18 protein-coding genes are annotated in these 19490 nt (G+C 45.2%); 3 read left to right on the top strand and 15 right to left on the bottom strand.

The features are described from left to right. Positions 1-195: 195 nt before the first annotated feature. The gene (gene htpX / locus NL645_RS07185) at positions 196-1065 is read right to left on the bottom strand and encodes a protease HtpX (RefSeq protein ID WP_005390832.1); all 870 of its coding nucleotides are present in this window, start codon (positions 1063-1065) and stop codon (positions 196-198) included. A gap of 508 nt (positions 1066-1573) precedes the next feature. On the opposite strand from htpX, the gene NL645_RS07180 reads away from it, so the two are divergent. Then, complete coding sequence (locus NL645_RS07180) at positions 1574-1741, top strand: hypothetical protein (protein WP_005378215.1); 168 nt, start codon at positions 1574-1576, stop codon at positions 1739-1741. A 75-nt stretch (positions 1742-1816) separates the two neighbouring features. Here the strand turns inward: NL645_RS07180 and bioD are convergent, their stop codons facing one another. From bioD to bioB, 4 genes are read right to left on the bottom strand one after another with little or no spacing between them, the layout of a single operon-like run. Continuing rightward, a complete protein-coding gene (gene bioD / locus NL645_RS07175) occupies positions 1817-2503 on the bottom strand; it encodes a dethiobiotin synthase (protein ID WP_005390831.1) in 687 nt (228 codons plus the stop codon). Then, positions 2500-3306: a malonyl-ACP O-methyltransferase BioC gene (gene bioC, locus NL645_RS07170; protein WP_253651486.1), complete on the bottom strand. Its 807-nt coding sequence runs from the start codon at positions 3304-3306 to the stop codon at positions 2500-2502. Before bioC ends, bioD begins: the two co-directional genes overlap by 4 nt. Next, entirely contained in the window at positions 3306-4457 is a 1152-nt protein-coding gene (gene bioF / locus NL645_RS07165; RefSeq protein WP_253651485.1) for an 8-amino-7-oxononanoate synthase, read from the bottom strand. The genes bioC and bioF overlap by 1 nt, the downstream gene beginning before the upstream one ends. Next, the gene (gene bioB, locus NL645_RS07160; RefSeq protein ID WP_253651484.1) at positions 4444-5496 is read right to left on the bottom strand and encodes a biotin synthase BioB; all 1053 of its coding nucleotides are present in this window, start codon (positions 5494-5496) and stop codon (positions 4444-4446) included. The genes bioF and bioB overlap by 14 nt, the downstream gene beginning before the upstream one ends. 130 nt (positions 5497-5626) lie before the next feature. Here bioB and bioA point away from each other — a divergent pair, with 130 nt between their 5' ends. After that, the gene (bioA, locus tag NL645_RS07155) at positions 5627-6907 is read left to right on the top strand and encodes an adenosylmethionine--8-amino-7-oxononanoate transaminase (protein ID WP_253651483.1); all 1281 of its coding nucleotides are present in this window, start codon (positions 5627-5629) and stop codon (positions 6905-6907) included. 35 nt (positions 6908-6942) lie between these two features. Here bioA and NL645_RS23095 read toward each other — a convergent pair whose 3' ends face one another. The 8 genes from NL645_RS23095 to lrp all read right to left on the bottom strand — a co-directional run bounded on the left by NL645_RS23095 (position 6943) and on the right by lrp (position 15732). Then, a complete protein-coding gene (locus tag NL645_RS23095) occupies positions 6943-7065 on the bottom strand; it encodes a hypothetical protein (RefSeq protein WP_256875561.1) in 123 nt (40 codons plus the stop codon). Positions 7066-7203: 138 nt separating this feature from the next. Continuing rightward, positions 7204-7644 carry a hypothetical protein gene (locus NL645_RS07150; RefSeq protein WP_253651482.1) on the bottom strand — a complete coding sequence of 147 codons (441 nt, stop codon included), beginning with the start codon at positions 7642-7644 and terminating at the stop codon, positions 7204-7206. After that, entirely contained in the window at positions 7638-8369 is a 732-nt protein-coding gene (locus NL645_RS07145) for an ATPase (RefSeq protein ID WP_237283761.1), read from the bottom strand. Before NL645_RS07145 ends, NL645_RS07150 begins: the two co-directional genes overlap by 7 nt. 206 nt (positions 8370-8575) lie before the next feature. Then, positions 8576-9883, bottom strand: a complete 1308-nt coding sequence (gene serS, locus NL645_RS07140; RefSeq protein ID WP_253651481.1) for a serine--tRNA ligase — start codon at positions 9881-9883, stop codon at positions 8576-8578. Positions 9884-9974: 91 nt separating this feature from the next. After that, positions 9975-11330, bottom strand: a complete 1356-nt coding sequence (locus NL645_RS07135; RefSeq protein ID WP_275540438.1) for a replication-associated recombination protein A — start codon at positions 11328-11330, stop codon at positions 9975-9977. Further along, on the bottom strand, positions 11331-11957 hold the full coding sequence (lolA, locus tag NL645_RS07130) for an outer membrane lipoprotein chaperone LolA (protein ID WP_226421767.1): 627 nt from the start codon (positions 11955-11957) through the stop codon (positions 11331-11333). It lies immediately after the preceding gene. A 74-nt stretch (positions 11958-12031) separates the two neighbouring features. Further along, a complete protein-coding gene (locus NL645_RS07125; protein ID WP_253651480.1) occupies positions 12032-15085 on the bottom strand; it encodes a DNA translocase FtsK 4TM domain-containing protein in 3054 nt (1017 codons plus the stop codon). A 152-nt stretch (positions 15086-15237) separates the two neighbouring features. Next, positions 15238-15732: a leucine-responsive transcriptional regulator Lrp gene (gene lrp, locus NL645_RS07120; RefSeq protein ID WP_005378234.1), complete on the bottom strand. Its 495-nt coding sequence runs from the start codon at positions 15730-15732 to the stop codon at positions 15238-15240. Between the two features lie 156 nt (positions 15733-15888). Between lrp and ald the strand changes: the two genes are divergently transcribed. Next, the gene (gene ald / locus NL645_RS07115) at positions 15889-17013 is read left to right on the top strand and encodes an alanine dehydrogenase (protein ID WP_005378241.1); all 1125 of its coding nucleotides are present in this window, start codon (positions 15889-15891) and stop codon (positions 17011-17013) included. 93 nt (positions 17014-17106) lie between these two features. Here the strand turns inward: ald and NL645_RS07110 are convergent, their stop codons facing one another. Then, positions 17107-18303 (bottom strand): methyltransferase, encoded by a 1197-nt coding sequence (locus NL645_RS07110; RefSeq protein WP_134646911.1) that lies wholly within the window; start codon positions 18301-18303, stop codon positions 17107-17109. Positions 18304-18356: 53 nt separating this feature from the next. Next, positions 18357-19331 carry an HTH-type transcriptional regulator CysB gene (gene cysB / locus NL645_RS07105; protein WP_006742885.1) on the bottom strand — a complete coding sequence of 325 codons (975 nt, stop codon included), beginning with the start codon at positions 19329-19331 and terminating at the stop codon, positions 18357-18359. Positions 19332-19490: the final 159 nt, after the last annotated feature.

Genomic DNA, 19490 nt, shown 5'->3' with positions numbered 1-19490 from the left:
TACAAAATTATTATATGTACAAGATAGTTCATTCTTTAAAAGTTGTACAAAAATAATTTTGTATAACTTTGTTTCTGTAGGTAGATACGTGATGGATCTCGCAAGCGATCAATCGATCAAAAAAAAGGCTTGGTCAAAACCAAGCCTTTTCAGGAAATTAACGATTACTTTCGCGTGCGCTGTCAGTTTTTACAACTAGTATTGCTGACTACGTAACGCTGCAATACGTTTATCTAGCGGAGGGTGGCTCATCAGTAGCTCAGTCAATGACTGCTTGCCATTGATACCGAATGCCATCATTGTGCCATCAAGTTGAGATTCGTGACTCATCTTCAAACGTTCCAATGCCGCGATCATTTTCTCTTTACCAACTAAGTGAGCAGCACCTGCGTCGGCATGGAATTCGCGATGACGGCTGTACCACATGGTAATAAAGCTTGCTAAGAAACCAAACACTAGCTCAAGCACCATAGATACACCGAAGTAAACCATCATGTTTGTACCTTGACCTTCTTCATCATCGTTCGATGCCACAATATTGGCGATAAAACGGGATAGGAAGATAACAAACGTGTTCACAACGCCTTGCATCAATGTCATCGTGACCATGTCACCATTTGCAATATGGCTCACTTCGTGGGCCAGTACCGCTTCTGCTTCATCACGAGTCATATTGTGTAAAAGGCCAGTGGAAACCGCGACAAGAGAGTCATCTCGCTTTGCACCCGTAGCGAATGCATTGATATCTGGTGAGTCATAAATAGCCACCGTTGGCATACCAATACCCGCTTGCTGAGCTTGACGACCCACAGTTTCGACTAACCAATGCTCAGTTTCGTTACGCGGACTTTCAATGACCATACCGCCAACCGAGCGCAGTGCCATGCCCTTTGACATCATCAACGAAATCAGTGCACCACCAAAACCAAATATGGCGGCCATAACTAGCAAACCAGAAAGACTGCCAGGTTGCATTCCAGTGGTAGCGTAAACAATATTCAGAACAACACTAAGCACTAGCACGACAGCTAGGTTAGTTGCTAGGAATAACATAATTCGCTTCATTACTTTTCTCCGAGGAAGCTTATCGTTTTTTTAAAACGGATTGTTATAAGGAACAGGTGGTAATCGCTGTAAAAGCCAATTCCGCTAAGTTTCATGCTCCGTGCGTTATAGATATAGTCTATCCGCGATAAAAACAAGGTTAAGCAATAAATTGCAACATTTGTTTTCGAGACTGAAAGATTATGTTCAAGCGATTTCTAGGCACGTTCTGATAAGAGCCATTACCTCCATTCATATTCATTCCTTTCCGTAATGAAAAGTACTTTGAATCGCACCTCATCTATCAATGGATGACCTTGATGTTAAATCTATCACCTCTAGGCAACTTAGCTAGAAATATTTTACTAGACCAAAAACAGTATGTTAGCCCCGCTATAGACTTTGGTCTTATTGTGCGGTGACATGGACATGCTAGATTCAAACGAGATGAACAAAACAGAGCCACTCTAAGTACATTAAAAAGGTACATTAGGCGAGCTCAAAACTTCCATGTATTGAGGGAAAAACCATGGTAGAAACTAACGACTATCAAATGGCTATTGATTTACTACGTTGTCATCTAGGCATCTCAGAGGATGAGGCGAAGCAACAACTTGGTATTTCAACCGATCATCATATGTCTCAGCGTGTTGCAGAAACTCAGCAAGCATTGATGGGGCTTAGCCAAGATAAGTAATCTGATGTTATAGATTACACCAATAAAAAAGGGCTGCATTACGCAGCCCTTTGGTTTTTAGTATTTTAAACACAATCAGTCAGTATTTAGCAAAGGCTCGACATTAATGTACTTGCCCAGCTCTTTGCGCTTAGCACTTGGAATGTATGGGATTTCGCCAAGCTTAGGCGCACCGATACGCGCTTCAAGCATCTCGATAATATCAGCATAGTGCTCGGTGCCAGGGTTCACTCGGTTTGCCACCCAACCAACAAGATTCAAGCCATCCGCTTTAATACTCTCAGCCGTGAGTAAAGCATGGCTCAAACAACCTAATTTAATACCAACCACCAAGACCACGGGTAACTGCTCTGCTTGTACCCAAGTAGATAAACAGTCGGTATCTGACACAGGCACACGCCAACCACCAGCGCCCTCAACGAGAACGACATCAGCTTGCTGCTTGTGTTGAGCCAGCTTTTCACTGAGGAGTTCGTATTTTATTTCGACATGTTCATGTTTTGCCGCGATGTGAGGAGAAGCTGGCAATTCTAAAGCGTATGGATTCACATCATCATAAGCGACATCAAGTGTCGCGGCCGCTTGTAAATGTAAGGCGTCAGAGTTACGCCATCCAGCTTCAGTCTTATCACTCCCTGCTGCCACTGGTTTATAACCAATAGTGTTTAGTCCTTTTGCTGCCAACGCTTGCAAAATGGCTTTAGACGCTACCGTTTTTCCTACATCAGTATCCGTACCAGCAATAAAAAAAGCATCAATCATAGATGTATTACTCCAAAACAAACCTGATAACTTGCAGGTAGAAGACCTTGATCATTTTTAAACGCTTGGTACTCATGCTCAACTTGCAACAAAGTCTCTCGACTGGTTAAACCATGTGAGCGCCCGCTTACGTGATTTGCACCTATACCTTTGAGGTCACGCATAACTGAAAATGCTGAGTCGTACCAAACTGTGATGGTGGTCAAGTCTAGTTGATGGTTGTCACATCGAGATTGCGCTAACGCAATTTTTACCTGATTGAGCGATAGAAAGTTATTGACGTGTTGATATGCATCAATTTTTTTCCATGATGCTCGCAACTCGCACAGTGACCCTTCAGCTAGGGTAGAAAAAGCCGCCTTCCCATTAGCTTTTAGTACACGACGAACTTCTCTCAGGGGGTAACTTAAATCGGCACACCATTGCAAAGCCAAGCTAGAGAATACGTAGTCGAAGCTTGTATCGTCGAAAGGCAAGTTTTCTGCGTCGGCTAGCACATAATTCATTCGTTCATGGCCACAGCGCACCATAGCTTTGCTTAACATCTCTTGAGAGATGTCCACACAAAACACTTCAGCGCCACGCTCTTGAAGAAGTTGAGAAAAATAGCCCGTACCACATCCTAAATCCAAAACACGTCTATGAGTTAAGTCATTCGGAAGTTTGTCTAGTAAGCGATGGCCGACATCACGCTGGAAAGCGGCATGTTTGTCGTACGTGTTAGCTGCTTTACTAAAGGAAGCGGCGATCGCTTGTTTATTAGGCAGTAAGCAATCCAACTTCATTTGCTCTGCATTATCCATTACTGCGTTCCTAATGCTTGCTTCAATGCCATTGAAAGCGTTTTAACTTGTTCGTTAGTGTGATTAGCAGTGAGTGTGATTCGCAGACGAGACGTCCCTTTCGGAACTGTTGGAGGACGAATAGCAGTAACCCAAATACCGTTTTGGCGACAAGCACCTGCTACTCGCAAAGCCAAATCAGATTCACCAATCACAAACGGCTTAATCGAAGTTTGAGTATCAACAAAGCCCTCAACGTCGCTGAGGCTATCTCGATACACTTCACTTAACTCTGTGAGCTTTTCACGTCGCCAAGACTGCTCTTGAACCATCGAGACAGCATGCGTGAGCGCATAGGCTTGTGCCGGAGGCATCGCCGTGGAATACACATGATGACGAGCAAACTGAGTTAAAAAGTCCCCCGTTGCGTGGTCACATAAAATAGCCGCGCCGGACATACCAAACGCTTTGCCGAAAGTAACGATCAGTATCTCAGGATTAACCGCCGCTAATTCACATGAGCCACCGCCAGATTCCCCTAGAACACCGATACCATGAGCGTCGTCTACAGCAAGCCATGCATCATGATTACCGGTGACGTCAGCGATATCAGCAAGTGGTGCACAATCACCGTCCATGCTGAATACCCCTTCAGTCACAACTAGATGGTTGTCTTCGCTATTAATCAGCGACTTCAGGTGTTCGATGTCATTGTGCTTGAAGCGCTTCATCTTAGCTGGTGACAACGCCCCCGCTTCCATCAACGAGGCATGGTTCAAACGGTCTTGGATGAGTACGTCTGACTTTTCTAGCAAGGTGAATAACAAAGCTTGGTTAGCACTGAATCCAGAGCCAAACAGGACTGCCCTTTCGTAACCCAGCCATTCGGTTAGTGCCGCTTCTAAATTGCTGTGCGCGGCACTAAAACCAGTCACCATCGGTGATGCTCCACTGCCACTACCATATACGCTTAAACCTTGCTGCCAAGCACGAACAAGCGCTTGGTCATTAGCCAAGCCTAAATAATCATTACTTGAGAAGTTGATGTAGCGTCTGCCTTCGTATTCCAAAATCGATTGGTTGCCGGAAAACACCACATTCATCGAACGATTCAGCCCCTGCGCTTTACGATCGGCAAGGGCGGACTCGATACGAGATTTAAACGCTGGCATCGTAGAAAAGGTCGTCTTTTGTCGGACGAGCAGCAACGCGCTCTAGAACGCGATCCAGCAACTCGTTTTCTTCGATTTCATCAGGTTTTTGAGACACTTCTTGTCTGTTAATGCCAAGCTTATTAAACAGCATCATGTCCTTATCTTCAGAAGGATTTGGTGTCGTCAGAAGTTTGCAGCCATAGAAGACGGAGTTTGCACCCGCCATAAAACATAGCGCTTGCATTTGTTCGTTCATGTTTTCACGGCCAGCGGATAAACGAACGGCTGATTGAGGCATCATGATTCGTGCTATTGCAATCAGACGAATAAAGTCGAACGGCTCAACGTCGTCCACTTCTTCTAATGGTGTACCCTTCACCTTAACCAGCATGTTGATTGGCACGCTTTCAGGGTGTACCGGCAAGTTAGCCAGTTCAACCAACAAACCAGCTCGGTCATTGGCACTCTCACCCATGCCGATTATGCCACCGGAACAAATCTTCATACCAGCATCACGAACGTGAGAAAGCGTATCTAAACGGTCTTGGTAAGTACGTGTGGTAATGATGTTGCCGTAAAACTCAGGAGAGGTATCTAGGTTGTGGTTGTAGTAATCCAGACCTGCGGTTGCCAATTGCTTTGCTTGATCTGGCGTCAGCATGCCTAATGTCATACACGTTTCTAAACCCATGCCCTTCACGCCTTTGATCATGTCGGTCAAATGCGGCATGTCACGCTCTTTCGGGTTTTTCCATGCTGCACCCATACAGAATCGAGTAGAACCAGCATTTTTGGCTTTTTGCGCAGCATCGAGTACGCGTTCTACTTCCATCAAACGCTCTTTCTCTATGTCTGTGGTGTAACGAGCACTCTGAGGACAGTACTTACAATCTTCTGGACAAGCACCTGTCTTAATCGACAGAAGCGTGCTTACTTGAACATGGTTGGTTTGTTGATATTGACGATGTACAAGCTGCGCTTCGAATAGGAGATCCATGAATGGTTTTTCCATGAGATCGCGCACTTCAGCATGCGTCCAGTTATGACGAACTTCCACGTGTATTCCTTTAGTCACTTTTGTTGTTGTGTTGACAGTCTACTGAGTCTCGATAAACTGTCAACACAACACAAAACAACAAAGTTTACATCTGTATACTTTTCATTCTAGGCTATTATTGGAATCGCACATGGATCTCGCCTTCGACCGCCAGCATATCTGGCATCCTTACACTTCAACATTGACACCTCTGACCTGCTACCCAGTGGCATCGGCAAATGGTGTTCACATTAAATTGGAAGACGGTACTGAGCTGGTCGATGGCATGTCTTCTTGGTGGTCGACGATCCACGGCTACAACCATCCGCACTTAAATCAAGCCGCTCACCAGCAAATCGATCAGGTCTCTCATGTGATGTTTGGCGGGATTACCCACCAGCCAGCAATCAGTTTGTGTAAGAAGTTGCTACCCCTAGCCCCAAGTAATCTTGAACATGTATTCCTTGCCGATTCAGGTTCCGTTGCCGTAGAAGTCAGCTTAAAAATGGCACTGCAATATTGGCATGCAAAAGGCGAACACCGACCGAAGTTTCTTACTTTGCGACACGGTTATCACGGCGATACGTTTGCGGCGATGTCGGTTACCGATCCTGACAACTCAATGCACTCTCTCTACAAAGGCTTTTTGCCTGAGCATATCTTTGCGGAGTCACCAACTTGTGGTTATTGGGATAAATGGAAGCCAGAAGACCTTACCGACTTCGAGCACAAGATTGAAACGCACCATCAAGAACTTGCTGCGGTGATCCTTGAGCCTATCGTTCAAGGCGCAGGTGGCATGCGCATCTACCATCCCGAATTTCTCAAAGGCGTGCGTAGACTTTGCGACAAATACGGTTTGTTATTGATTGCAGATGAGATCGCTACCGGTTTTGGACGCACAGGCAAATTGTTTGCCTGCGAACATGCAGATATTCAACCAGACATTCTGTGTGTCGGGAAAGCACTCACTGGCGGCTACATGACCCTCTCTGCGACCCTCGCGAGCAAACACGTAGCAGACACTGTTTGTGGTGGTGATGCTGGTTGTTTTATGCACGGTCCAACCTTTATGGGGAATCCACTCGCTTGTGCTGTAGCTACTGCAAGTTTGGAATTGATCGAGCAAGGTGATTGGAAGCAACAAACCCAACAAATTGAAACGCTGTTTTCTGAGTTACTACCAAAACTTGAAGAATACGACTTGGTGAAAAACACCCGTTGGTTGGGTGCTATTGGCGTAGTGGAGACGCATCGACCTGTGAATATGGAAACCATCCAGGCTCTCTTTGTTGAGCACGGTGTTTGGATTCGTCCATTTGGCAAACTGATTTATATGATGCCGCCGTTCATCAGCAAGCCGGAAGATATTGAAAAGTTAGTGAATGCGATTGATGCTGCGTTACAACGCAAAGACTGCTTCGCTTCATAGTTCAATTCAACATGAAAACGGTTTGAGTATGAGACTCAAACCGTCTCTTTATTTACGAGAAAAGCAAAGCTATCGAAGTTGACTGTCTTTACTCGCTCGTCGATGATATGTTGAATTTGTTGGCTGACGCTATCGTCGTTTGCCCACCCTACGGCCACAAGCCCTCCTCGTTACTTGAATGAGAAAAATCTACTTACCGTGTTAAGGTGGATGACTATATCGCCTACAAATAACAAGATAATTAGGGTAAATTCGAAAACACTATTACGATTTGGTAATAATCACTCTGTAATCGATTATTCGGCACTCTCATGGAAAAGCAATGCAAGGTTACTCATACTCCCTTCCTCACATTCAAAATACTGCGTTTGCTCAGGCTCTCTCAAAGTAACACTGAGTATCTTCTCTGCCTCATTAAACTCCTCACTAAAGTACTCACTGACTAATATGACGCGCTCACCAATACTAAATTCCAAAGACTTCTCATCTACCAACGCTCGATGATAATGTTCAACACGATAATCTTGAGGTTTTATCCGCCGTAAAACAGAGCTTTGATTCTCAATGGACTCATCAAAGATAATCCCACCTTTGCCTTGCTCTATAAAAATACTAAAGTTCATAGTTTGGTTCACTGAGCATTCAAAGACTTTTCTGGGCGAGGTGTTAGCAACAGCAAACGTGCTCATCATCGCAACACTTAAACCCAAAGTGACCGCCAATCGTTTCATTACCATTCAGCCAACACTGTAAATAGCGCTTGTTCAGACATACGGGTTAATACATATCCGTGTGAAGATGAATACGAGCCACTGAGTACACTATTCTCTTTCTCAATAACAATATCCTCGATGCCGTCAGCGTTGTAATCACCTTTTGCGGTAACGGTAATAACCTGAAAGCCATCAGTCGAATCGTAATACTCTGCTCTGACTTCACTGATGACCTGAGTTCTTTGGATATGGCCTGCTTCATCCCACGTTGATAGTGTCTTTGCTTTCTCTGCACTTTCGTCAGAAATAACAAAAGCAAGTGCACTTGGAGCGAAATTAGGAAAGGTATCGTCTAACTTAAAGTCTGATATAAATGAGCGCTTAGAGGCAGCTAACTTTGCCATCTCACTCCATGTTTGGCACTGAGTTAAATATGCTTTAAACGCGCCGTATTCATAGGCTTTTGCCGCAGTAAAGCCCGTAGAGTATGCCGTAGCTAAGTCTTGGCAATTAGATACTAGTTTTTCTTCATCAGATGCACGTTTCAATTCAAGTTCATAGCCCCAATCGAGTGAGTTACGAAGTTGCATATTTTCTTTGGAAGGTTGTGCTATTTCGCGCGCGAAAAAGCGATCGGTTCGCTCACTATCTAAGTATTGAGGCTGAATAAGTTCACTTGCGATAACACTCTTACTAACGAGCAAAGTAAGCGCAAAAATAACAAGCAATGAAAGATGATTTACTGGCATAACGTTTAACAACAAGGGCAAATGATGCCATTAGCTTGTCACGTGAAAAACCGTTTAGAAAAATATCATTTGTCTCGTACTGCTAGATTCTGGGCGAGCTCTTCACTATTGCGTGTGCTAATTACATAACAACGTATTTTCACTCGACGCAAATAACAAAAAACCCAGCACTATGGCTGGGTTTTGGTGTTCTAGTGGCTAATGCATTAACCGATGTGCGTTGCGCCGCCCATGTACTTCTGAAGTACTGCAGGGATTGCAATGCGACCGTCTGCTTCTTGGTTGTTTTCTAGGATAGCGACCATGGTACGACCTACAGCTAGACCAGAACCGTTTAGCGTGTGTACAAGCTCAGGTTTCTTCTCGCCTTTACGACGGAAACGCGCTTGCATACGACGAGCTTGGAAGTCCCACATGTTAGAACATGAAGAGATTTCGCGGTAAGTTTCTTGAGCAGGAACCCAAACTTCTAGGTCGTAAGTTTTACGAGCGCCGAAGCCCATGTCACCTGTACAAAGAACCACTTTACGGTAAGGAAGCTCAAGAAGTTGTAGAACTTTCTCAGCGTGACCTGTTAGCTCTTCTAGCGCATTCATTGAATCTTCTGGCTTAGTGATTTGTACTAGCTCAACTTTGTCGAACTGGTGCATACGAATCAGACCACGAGTATCACGACCGTATGAACCCGCTTCTGAACGGAAACATGGCGTGTGAGCTGTCATCTTAATTGGTAGATCCGCTTCGTCAGAAATCGTGTCACGAACTAGGTTCGTTACTGGTACTTCTGCCGTAGGGATTAGAGACAGTTTACGTGGTTCTTCGTCGTTTACTTTTTCCGCTAGAGGCTCTGTGTGGAAAAGGTCTTTACCGAACTTAGGAAGCTGACCAGTACCGAATAGGCTGTCAGTGTTTACTAGGTAAGGTACGTACATTTCAGTGTAGCCATGTTCTTCTGTGTGAAGATCTAGCATGAACTGAGCAATTGCACGGTGTAGACGAGCAAATTGGCCTTTCATCACGATGAAACGTGCGCCAGTGATCTTAACTGCACTTGCGAAGTCTAGACCGCCACCCATTTCACCTAGGTCAACATGGTCTTTCAAATCGAAGTCGTAAGTCTTAGGCTCACCCCAACGAGAGATTTCAACGTTGTCGTTCTCGTCTTTGCCATCTGGCACTTCATCTGCTGGGATGTTTGGTACAGAAAGCGTGAATTCGTCTAGTTGAGCCATTACTTGCTCAAGTTCAACTTTCTTCGCATCAAGATCGCTACCTAGAGTACCGATTTGTTTCTTGATCTCTTCTGCGCCTTCTTTGTCGCCAGCCGCCATTTTTTGGCCGATTTGTTTGGAGATGGAGTTACGCGTGGATTGTAAATTTTCTACTTCTACTTGAATGGACTTACGTTGTTCTTCAAGTTTACGAATAGTCTCTACGTCTAGCTTAAAGCCACGACGCGCCAGTTTAGCAGCTGTTTCATCCAGCTCTGTACGAAGTAATTTAGAATCCAGCATTGTTAATCCTATGCTTTTTGTTGTGAAATCACGCGCACTTTCCAAGCGTACGCGTTAAAAAAATTTACTGAACAAATGTATCCAAAAACGCCTACTTTTCATAGCGCTTTTGTTGGCTATTTGCGTCTAATTTAGCCAAGTAATCTAACTTTTCGCCGATTTTGGTTTCTAGACCGCGATTTGTTGGCTGATAATACTTACGATCCGCCATTTCTGGTGGCAAATATTGCTCACCGGCTGCATAGGCACCCGGCTCATCGTGAGCATAACGATACTCTGCTCCATAACCCATGTCTTTCATCAAACTGGTAGGTGCATTTCGAAGGTGATGAGGCACTTCATATTCAGGTAAGTTATGAGCATCTGTGAGCGCTTGTTTCCATGCCACGTACACCGCATTACTTTTTGGCGCGCACGCTAAGTAAACGATCGCCTGTGCAATCGCACGTTCACCTTCTGCCGGACCAACACGGGTAAAACAGTCCCACGCGGAGAGTGCAACTTGCATGGCTCTAGGGTCCGCATTGCCAACATCTTCCGATGCTATCGCAAGTAATCGGCGAGCGATGTAGAGCGGATCACAACCTGCGGCGATCATACGTGCAGCCCAATACAAAGCGGCGTCTGGATTTGAACCACGAATGGATTTGTGAACCGCAGAGATTAAGTCGTACCAGATATCACCTTTGTTATCGAAGCGAGAGACCTTTTCTCCCGCCACTTCCGCAAGCAACTTAAGCGTGATTTCTTTTTCACCCTGCGCATTGTCTTCTGCCATATCGTATAGCAGCTCAAGGTAGTTGAGAGACATGCGAGCATCACCGTTAACTAGCTCTGCTAGGCGATCTAGAACGTTGTCGGCGAAATTTGCTGGTGTATTACCCAAGCCGCGCTCTTTGTCGTTAATCGCTTGATCAAGCGCCAGCGATATTTCGCTCTGGCCAAGAGAAGTCAACTTGTAAACGCGAGCACGCGAGAGTAATGCGTTGTTTAACTCAAACGAAGGGTTCTCTGTGGTCGCACCGATAAACGTAACCGTACCGTCTTCAATATGCGGTAAAAACGCATCTTGTTGTGATTTGTTAAAGCGATGCACCTCATCCACGAATAAGATAGTGCGGCGACCTGCCATTTTGTTCTCACGCGCTTTGTCGATCGCAGCACGGATCTCTTTAACGCCAGACGTCACCGCAGATACACGCTCAACTTCGGCATTGGCATAGTTTGCTGCCACTTCCGCTAATGTCGTTTTGCCTGTGCCTGGTGGTCCCCACAAAATCATCGAGTGAATGTGTCCAGCCTCTAGCGCTCGGCGTAGGGGTTTACCCGGACCTAAAATATGCTGCTGTCCAATGTACTGTTCGATAGTTTGTGGTCTCATACGAGCAGCAAGGGGACGAAAATCTTCGTCCCCTGAGAAATCTAACGTGTAATTACTCACTACCAATTAATTCCTTTGGTCATCCACTTCCACGCCATCTGGAATTGTGAATGTAAATCTGTCTACCTTTGGTTTACCAAGCTTAACATTACTAAAAGTAAACAGCCCTTTCTGACCATCTTGTTCGATGACGTTAAAGCCTTTCACTACACCTTTTGTATCAATATTAATTTGGAATTGGCCTTGAGTAGAGTCAATTGCCGTTGGAATGAGCGTAAACTCATTACCTTTCTGAGAAATCTTATAGTTATCCCAATCGCTTGCTCTATTGCGAGTTAACAGCACAAATGGTGTTTGCTCGGTCGCTTGCTCTTGCCAGTAAATGCTTACTTGTTCAATGAATGGGCTGTAATACCACAACGTCTTACCGTCAGATACTAAAAGGTTTTCATCAGGGAAAGTCGTACTCCAACGGAACAAACTTGGACGAGCGATTTCAACCGTGCCCTCACCTTCCATTACCGTTTCACCTTCAGGGCTGATCACTTGCTGGGAGAAATCGGCACTGAAACCTTCGTTCATTGCGAGACGTTTATTGAGTTCATCTTTGGGAGATGCTGCATTCGCAACTGAGAAGAAAGAAACGCTTAAAACTAGCGCTGAGAAAAATTTCGCTGAAAATCGTTTTTTCATTCAGATACCTATCAGAGGGTCAAAGACCTAAAGTTACTCACCTCTGTTGGACTGAGGTGAGTAACACAAGTTCATTAATCTTTTGGTGGCGCAGGAGCCAAAACTTCGCGGTTACCGTTGTGACCCGGTGCACTCACGATACCTTGTGCTTCGAGTTGCTCAACAATACGGGCGGCACGGTTGTAACCGATCTTAAATCGGCGCTGAACACCGGAAACCGAACCTCGACGTGATTGAACCACGTGCTCAACGACTTGATCGAAGAGTGGGTCTACATCTTCATCCGCTTCCATTTGCTCGCCTGGCAATAAGCTTTCTGGACTTTGGTCTCCACTGATGATCTCTTCAATGTAGTTCGGTTTACCACGCGCTTTCCAGTTGTTTACAACAGCATGAACATCGTCATCTGATGCAAACGCACCATGAACACGAGTCGTATGGCTTGAGCCTGGTGGTAAGTACAACATATCACCCATACCAAGCAGTGATTCTGCACCACCTTGGTCTAGAATCGTACGGGAGTCTGTTTTAGTCGATACCGTAAACGCAACACGAGTTGGAATATTCGCTTTAATCAGACCAGTGATAACATCCACCGATGGACGCTGAGTCGCAAGAATTAAATGAATACCTGCCGCACGCGCCTTTTGTGCCAAGCGTGCAATCAGTTCTTCTACCTTCTTACCCACCACCATCATCAGGTCAGCAAATTCATCGACAACAACAACGATATACGGCAGTTTTTCTAACAATGGCGGTTCCGTATCCATACTGTCGCCTTCTTGCCAGAATGGATCATGAATTGGGTGACCCGCTTCTGCCGCCATCTTCAACTTCTCGTTAAAGCCTTTCACATTGCGAACGCCCAATGCCGACATCAATTTATACCGACGTTCCATCTCACCCACACACCAACGTAGAGCGTTTGATGCGTCTTTCATATCAGTCACAACTTCAGAAAGAAGATGAGGGATACCTTCGTAAATAGAAAGCTCTAGCATTTTCGGGTCAATCATGATGAAGCGCACATCTTCTGGACCTGCTTTATACAGCATGCTCAAAATCATCACGTTCACACCCACCGACTTACCAGAACCAGTTGTACCTGCTACTAGCACGTGAGGCATCTTCGCGAGATCGGCCACAACAGCTTCGCCCGCAATGTCTTGACCTAACACAACCGTTGTTGGTGACGTTGCTTGCTCAAACTGAGGACTACTGATTACATCAGATAAATAGACCGTCTGACGACTCATGTTTGGCAGTTCCAAACCGATGTAAGGCTTGCCAGGGATTACTTCTACAACACGTACAGCCATTGCAGACAATGCACGCGCTAAGTCAGTTGAAAGACCAGAAATACGGCTTACTTTTACCCCCGGCGCCAAATCAAGCTCAAAACGAGTGATCACTGGACCAGGATAAATCCCCACCACGTCGGCTTTGATTTTGTAGTCCGCTAGCTTGCTCTCAACCAATCGAGCGACCTGCTCTAGAGCATCACGGTCGATAAAGTTTTCGCGTTTTTCTGGATGGTAAAGCAACTCGAGCGTTGGAAGTGGTTCTTCTGGAACAGGCAAGTTTTCTTCTTTCTGTACCAAAAAGGGGTTCTGTGTCGCTGCTACTTTGGCTTGCGCACTAGAAACCATGTCTTGGAATGCCGCTACATCTTCGTCGCCGTCTTGAACCTCTTCAACCTCCGCTTTTTGAAGTGCAGGTTCAAATGTTGTTGAAGGTGTTGCCACTTGCTGATGAGGTGTTGTTGGAGCTGGCTGTACTTGTTGTACAGACTGTGACTCCACTTCGTCTTCATCGTCTAACACGTCAAAATCAGAGATCGTAGGTTCAATGTGTTGACTCGATTCTGTTTGCTCCGTGATGCTATCTAGCGCAGCGGAATCAATTACAGGCTCTTCATGCACAGGATGCTCAAGACTTGGCTGCTGTACTTGTTCTGCTTCAAATTGTTCGTACTCCGCATAATCTGGTTCAACACTGATCGGTTCTTCTGTAGCTGTATGTTGCTCTACATAGGAAGAGTAAGTGTCTGCAAATGATGGGGCTACCTGTTCTTCAGTTCCCCAGTCATCTGCTTGTTGCGCTGCAGCTTCAAGCTCTTCTATCGTGACATTCAGCTGCTTGGTACGCTCCAGAAGCGGATCAACGTTATCAGTATTCACCGCATGGACAGGTTGCGTTTGGTGCTCAGGTTGAGCATAAACTGGCGCAGCATTAACCGTAGCCTTGCGTCGTGGTGGCGTTGGTTCCACCATCATTTGTTCCGCTGGCTTCTCAGGTTTAGCTTGCGGCATATAAATAGGATACTCATGTACAGGCGCCGATTCTTTCGGCTCATCGACATCGAACGCCGTTAAATGAGGAAGCGGCTCATCATCAATGTCATGGTCTACGTTATGTCTAGGCGTAGAGACTTTATCTTCCACGAACTCATCTAGCTGAGGTTCTAAAACTTCTTGCTCAGAGCCTCTTATCTTATTTGCAAGCGCCGCAATTAGTGCTAATGCACGATCTCCAAGCCACTCAACGATGTTAAGCCATGAGATGCCAGTAAAGAGAGTAAAACCCGCTCCCCATAAGAACAGCAGTACCAATGTCGTGCCAAGTACATTCAATGTAGGTAAAGCTAGGCTAGACAACACGTCCCCGACGACACCACCGGACGAGAAATACCAAATATCATCAAAATTAATATCGGCTAGACCACAGCTAGTCATTATAAGGACGACAAGGCCGAGTAACCTCGTACCCCATAACATGAAATCAATTGGCTCATCTTCTCCTCGTTTACGGCAAATCACCCATGCAGCCGCAGCTAGCAAGAAAGGGATGGGATAAGCGAGAGAGCCAAATGTGAAGAATAGTGTGTCCGCAAGCCAAGCGCCGAAAAGGCCACCAGCATTGTCGATCTCCCCTCCCCATGCGGTTTGGGACCAGGAAGGATCGGCCGGACTGAAGGTAAATAGTGCAACCGCAAGCAATACCGAGCTAAGAACGCCAACGATAAAGCAGCACTCTTTTAAGCGTTGGAAGCCATTTAAGCGTGAAGACTGGGGCTCTTCACTGGTTTTGATAATGGTTTCGACTTTCTTTGCGTTCTCTTTGAACATAAATCAACTTGAATATGGAAATGAAATAGGAAATTGCAAAACATTCCGAGCGGCATCAAGCCGCTCGGTAAATTGATTTAACCATATCAAAGAGAAAAACCCAATTACTCTCTGGCGAAAGCGGAAGCATATACCGCTTTCTTTGCAAGAAATTAACGAGTTTTGATCACAAGCTGGTTAGATTGTTTCACTTCTTCCATTACAACGTATGTGCGAGTGTCATTTACGCCGGGTAGGCGTAGTAACGTATCGCCCAATAGTCGGCGGTAAGCACCCATATCTGATACACGGGTTTTAAGAAGATAGTCAAAGTCACCTGATACAAGATGACACTCTTGTATGTCGTCTAGCTTTTGAACAGCTGAGTTAAACTGCTCAAATACATCCGGCGCACCACGGTTTAGTGTAATCTCAACGAATACTAATAGTGACGCATCCAGGAACTGCGGATTCAATAATGCAGTGTATCCTGTGATGTAACCCTGACGCTCTAAGCGACGTACACGCTCCAAACATGGCGTTGGAGAAAGTCCCACACGTTTTGAAAGCTCAACGTTTGAAATACGACCGTCTTTCTGCAGTTCATTAAGAATGTTGCGGTCGATACGGTCTAGTTCCTTGGACGGCTTTTTATAGTTGTCTGCCATTTTTTATTCCACCTTATTACTTCCTTGCAAAAAAATATACTACAACTTTTTAATATTTGGTGCCAAATTTTACAAATCTATAACTATACTAGTTATTAATTCGACAATAACACCCTACAAACAGTTAATACAACCATTATAGAAAGAGGATACAGGATGATCATTGGCGTACCTAAGGAAATCAAGAACCACGAATATCGTGTTGGTATGATCCCAGCAAGCGTGAGAGAACTCATCTCACATGGTCACCAAGTTTTAGTTGAGACCAATGCAGGTGCCGGCATTGGTTTTTCAGACGATGATTACATCGCTGTCGGCGCATCCATTCTCCCTCATGCTGCAGACGTATTCGCGCAAGCAGACATGATTGTAAAAGTAAAAGAACCCCAAGCAGTAGAGAGAGCAATGCTCCGCGAAGGGCAAATTTTATTTACTTATTTACACCTAGCACCAGATTTTCCACAAACTGATGAGCTAATCAAGAGCAAAGCTGTCTGTATAGCCTATGAGACTGTAACAGATAATATGGGTCGTTTGCCACTGTTAGCACCAATGTCAGAAGTGGCAGGTCGTATGTCTATCCAAGCTGGAGCCCAAACTCTAGAAAAATCACACGGGGGTCGTGGTTTACTTCTAGGTGGCGTTCCTGGTGTTGAGCCAGCGAAAGTCGTCATCGTTGGTGGTGGTGTTGTTGGTGCAAACGCAGCTCGTATGGCTGTTGGCCTTCGCGCTGACGTAACCATTCTAGACCGTAACGTAGATACACTTCGTAAGCTTGACGAAGAATTCCAAGGTCGCGCTAAAGTGGTTTATTCTACTGAAGACGCTATCGAGAAGCATGTTCTAGAAGCTGACCTTGTTATCGGTGCCGTTCTAATTCCTGGAGCAGCAGCGCCTAAGCTGGTAACAAAAGAGCACATTGCTAAGATGAAACCTGGTGCGGCAGTGGTTGACGTGGCTATTGACCAAGGTGGCTGTTTCGAGACATCTCACGCAACAACCCACGCAGATCCAACTTACATCGTGGATGAAGTGGTTCACTACTGCGTAGCAAATATGCCTGGTGCGGTTGCACGTACTTCAACTTTCGCATTGAACAATGCAACACTCCCTTACATTGTGAAACTCGCAAACAAAGGCTACCGTGAAGCACTTCTAGAAGACAAAGGCTTCCTTGAAGGTCTAAACGTTATTCACGGGAAAGTAACATGTAAAGAAGTAGCGGAAAGCTTTGACTTGGAATACGTTGAACCAACTCAAGCTATCGCTATGTTCAATTAATGACAAAATAAAACACAATTTGTCACGTTTTGTTTACAAAAGCCCACGCATAAGTGGGCTTTTTCATATAGAGCGTTTAGCTATAAAAAATAACTAATTCTTATATGCGCAAATTAAAATATTTCTAGGTGTAACTGATTTAGGGCAAAACTCTGACAATCTAACACGATAACCACGTTCTTCAAGATAAAGTGCTTTGTCCAATGCGAGCCAGATCTCCAATGGACGTTGAAAAACCAGTTGCACTAAGCTCATTCTCTCCATTTGCCAGAAGCGTTGTTCGCTTAACTTTTCAAAATGATCGAAATCGATTTCTTGAGAAAGAACGATACCTTTCTGCTCCGCCGCCCAGCGACACAAAGATTCAAAGCCTTCACTTAATTGCGACTTACGAATACTGGGGACAGGTTGGTACTCTGCCATGCCTAACGCTCGTCGAGTAATCAAATCGAAGCCAAGACGAAACACCATTTCCTGCTGACGATGGCGACGTACACGCTCTCCCCCTGTCACCGTTTGCTGTAACGGGATACGCAGTTCTTGCTTAGACAATGAGAGAGAAGAAACCCTCCCCGGTTTCGACATCGGCTGGTATTGTTCCGACTTAATCAAGTGATAACAACAAGGTGAGATGGTCATCGCAGCAATCCCATTCTCACTGCCGTACTGCATTAGGCGAACATGGAGGTCACCACACGCATGCAGTGCCACCGCGTGTTGCGTTGGCTTGAATACCGCTTTTGCTTTGCTATCGAACGCGTCACCTTGAATAAACGTCATTTTCCAATGGTGTTCATTCGCAGCTTGTTGCCCCGAATCACACAGTACTTGTTGATATTCGAAACTGGTCACAGGCTGATCGGTTTGTGTTGCCAGGATTCGTCCTAAATAACCTTTCCCTGAACACCACTCTAACCATTCTTCGCCACAGTGTTGTTGAATTGCAGCTTCACCCATCGAGCTGATTTGCTCCAGCTTACGTCCGGGAATGCCGTTGTCTAAACCACGAGCGAGTGCCAAACCATTTAAGGTTAAAGACTCTAAACGCGTGTGATAAGCGAGTTGTTCGAGTTGAGGCACGAACGCGCTTATCGCTTTTAAGGCGAGTTCAGGTTCCGCCTTATACTCTTCGATTTGAGAGGGAGAAAGAGACACTAACCACTGGCACAACTGAGGGTGTTGCTCTTGCCAAGGTAATGAGGTGTGGATGCTACTTTTAAATGGTTCAAACCGCCATAGCGATTCGTTTTCCAATAAGCAGTCATTAATAAATTGAAATTGCGTTTTCATAACTCCCCCTACAACGAGCGCATTGTAGAGGGAATCGAAACATCAATGAAGTGTTATCTCACCGGGAGCTCGATGTCTTTAAACATCTCTTCGATTTCTGCATTAGATTTCAACGAAATCGCCTGCTCTACCACTGGGCGAGTTAAATGAGGAGCAAAGCGTTCCATAAAATCGAACATGTATGAGCGCAGGAATGTGCCGCGACGGAAGCCAATACTTGTCGTACTAGCCCCGAATAAATGGCTCGCATCTATTGCGACTAAATCGCTGTCCTGCTCTTCATCCACAGCCATGCTCGCAATCACACCAACACCAATACCCATGCGAACATACGTTTTAATAACGTCCGCATCAGTTGCAGTGAACACCACTCTCGGGGTTAAACCCTCACGATTAAATGCGGTATCTAACTCTGAACGGCCCGTAAAACCAAACACATAAGTGACCAATGGATAAGCGGCAAGATCGCTGATCGTTACCTTATCTTTCTTCGCTAATGGATGATCTTTAGGCACGACAATTGAACGGTTCCAGTGATAACAAGGCAGCATGATGGCATCTTGATATAAATGAAGTGCTTCTGTCGCAATCGCAAAGTTCGCCGTACCTTTGGCAATCGCCTCAGACATTTGTGACGGCGTACCTTGATGCATGTGTAATGACACTTTTGGGTAGCGAGAAGTAAAACCTTTGATGACATCCGGCAAAGCATAACGCGCTTGCGTGTGTGTCGTGGTGATATTCAGCGTCCCCATTTCTGGGTGGGTGTGCTCCCCTGCTACAGCTTTGATACTTTCTACACGAGCGAGAATTTCTTGAGAGATACGTACAATTTCTTCACCAGCAGGTGTCACCTGTGTTAAGTGCTTACCGCTACGTTCAAAAATCTGAATGCCTAACTCATCTTCCAGCAACCGAACCTGCTTACTGATACCTGGCTGAGAGGTATACAAGCTTTCTGCCGTTGCGGATACATTCAGATTATGGTTTACAACCTCAACAATATACTTCAGCTGCTGCAGTTTCATCGTAATCCCTTACTTGTTCATGAGATAATTTATTGGCCACTCGGACGAGCGATATAATAATTAGTTATAACGCGTTCAAATCGAAATGAACAGTAATTTCTAACTTATACCTCAATCACATACTGATAATCCTCAACATAGAAACAATATGCACAAAGT

This window comes from Vibrio sp. Y51_MX_L26 (genome assembly GCF_024181935.1).
Taxonomy (GTDB): domain Bacteria; phylum Pseudomonadota; class Gammaproteobacteria; order Enterobacterales; family Vibrionaceae; genus Vibrio; species Vibrio diabolicus.
This window is presented reverse-complemented; position numbering and strand designations above follow the sequence as displayed.

Bases quoted from the DNA above. Each gene is read 5' to 3' on its own strand.
- htpX (WP_005390832.1), bottom strand. From the start codon at position 1,065: ATGAAGCGAATTATGTTATTCCTAGCAACTAACCTAGCTGTCGTGCTA.
- NL645_RS07180 (WP_005378215.1), top strand. From the start codon at position 1,574: ATGGTAGAAACTAACGACTATCAAATGGCTATTGATTTACTACGTTGT.
- bioD (WP_005390831.1), bottom strand. From the start codon at position 2,503: ATGATTGATGCTTTTTTTATTGCTGGTACGGATACTGATGTAGGAAAA.
- bioC (WP_253651486.1), bottom strand. From the start codon at position 3,306: ATGGATAATGCAGAGCAAATGAAGTTGGATTGCTTACTGCCTAATAAA.
- bioF (WP_253651485.1), bottom strand. From the start codon at position 4,457: ATGCCAGCGTTTAAATCTCGTATCGAGTCCGCCCTTGCCGATCGTAAA.
- bioA (WP_253651483.1), top strand. From the start codon at position 5,627: ATGGATCTCGCCTTCGACCGCCAGCATATCTGGCATCCTTACACTTCA.
- NL645_RS07150 (WP_253651482.1), bottom strand. From the start codon at position 7,644: ATGGTAATGAAACGATTGGCGGTCACTTTGGGTTTAAGTGTTGCGATG.
- NL645_RS07145 (WP_237283761.1), bottom strand. From the start codon at position 8,369: ATGCCAGTAAATCATCTTTCATTGCTTGTTATTTTTGCGCTTACTTTG.
- serS (WP_253651481.1), bottom strand. From the start codon at position 9,883: ATGCTGGATTCTAAATTACTTCGTACAGAGCTGGATGAAACAGCTGCT.
- lolA (WP_226421767.1), bottom strand. From the start codon at position 11,957: ATGAAAAAACGATTTTCAGCGAAATTTTTCTCAGCGCTAGTTTTAAGC.
- NL645_RS07125 (WP_253651480.1), bottom strand. From the start codon at position 15,085: ATGTTCAAAGAGAACGCAAAGAAAGTCGAAACCATTATCAAAACCAGT.
- lrp (WP_005378234.1), bottom strand. From the start codon at position 15,732: ATGGCAGACAACTATAAAAAGCCGTCCAAGGAACTAGACCGTATCGAC.
- ald (WP_005378241.1), top strand. From the start codon at position 15,889: ATGATCATTGGCGTACCTAAGGAAATCAAGAACCACGAATATCGTGTT.
- NL645_RS07110 (WP_134646911.1), bottom strand. From the start codon at position 18,303: ATGAAAACGCAATTTCAATTTATTAATGACTGCTTATTGGAAAACGAA.
- cysB (WP_006742885.1), bottom strand. From the start codon at position 19,331: ATGAAACTGCAGCAGCTGAAGTATATTGTTGAGGTTGTAAACCATAAT.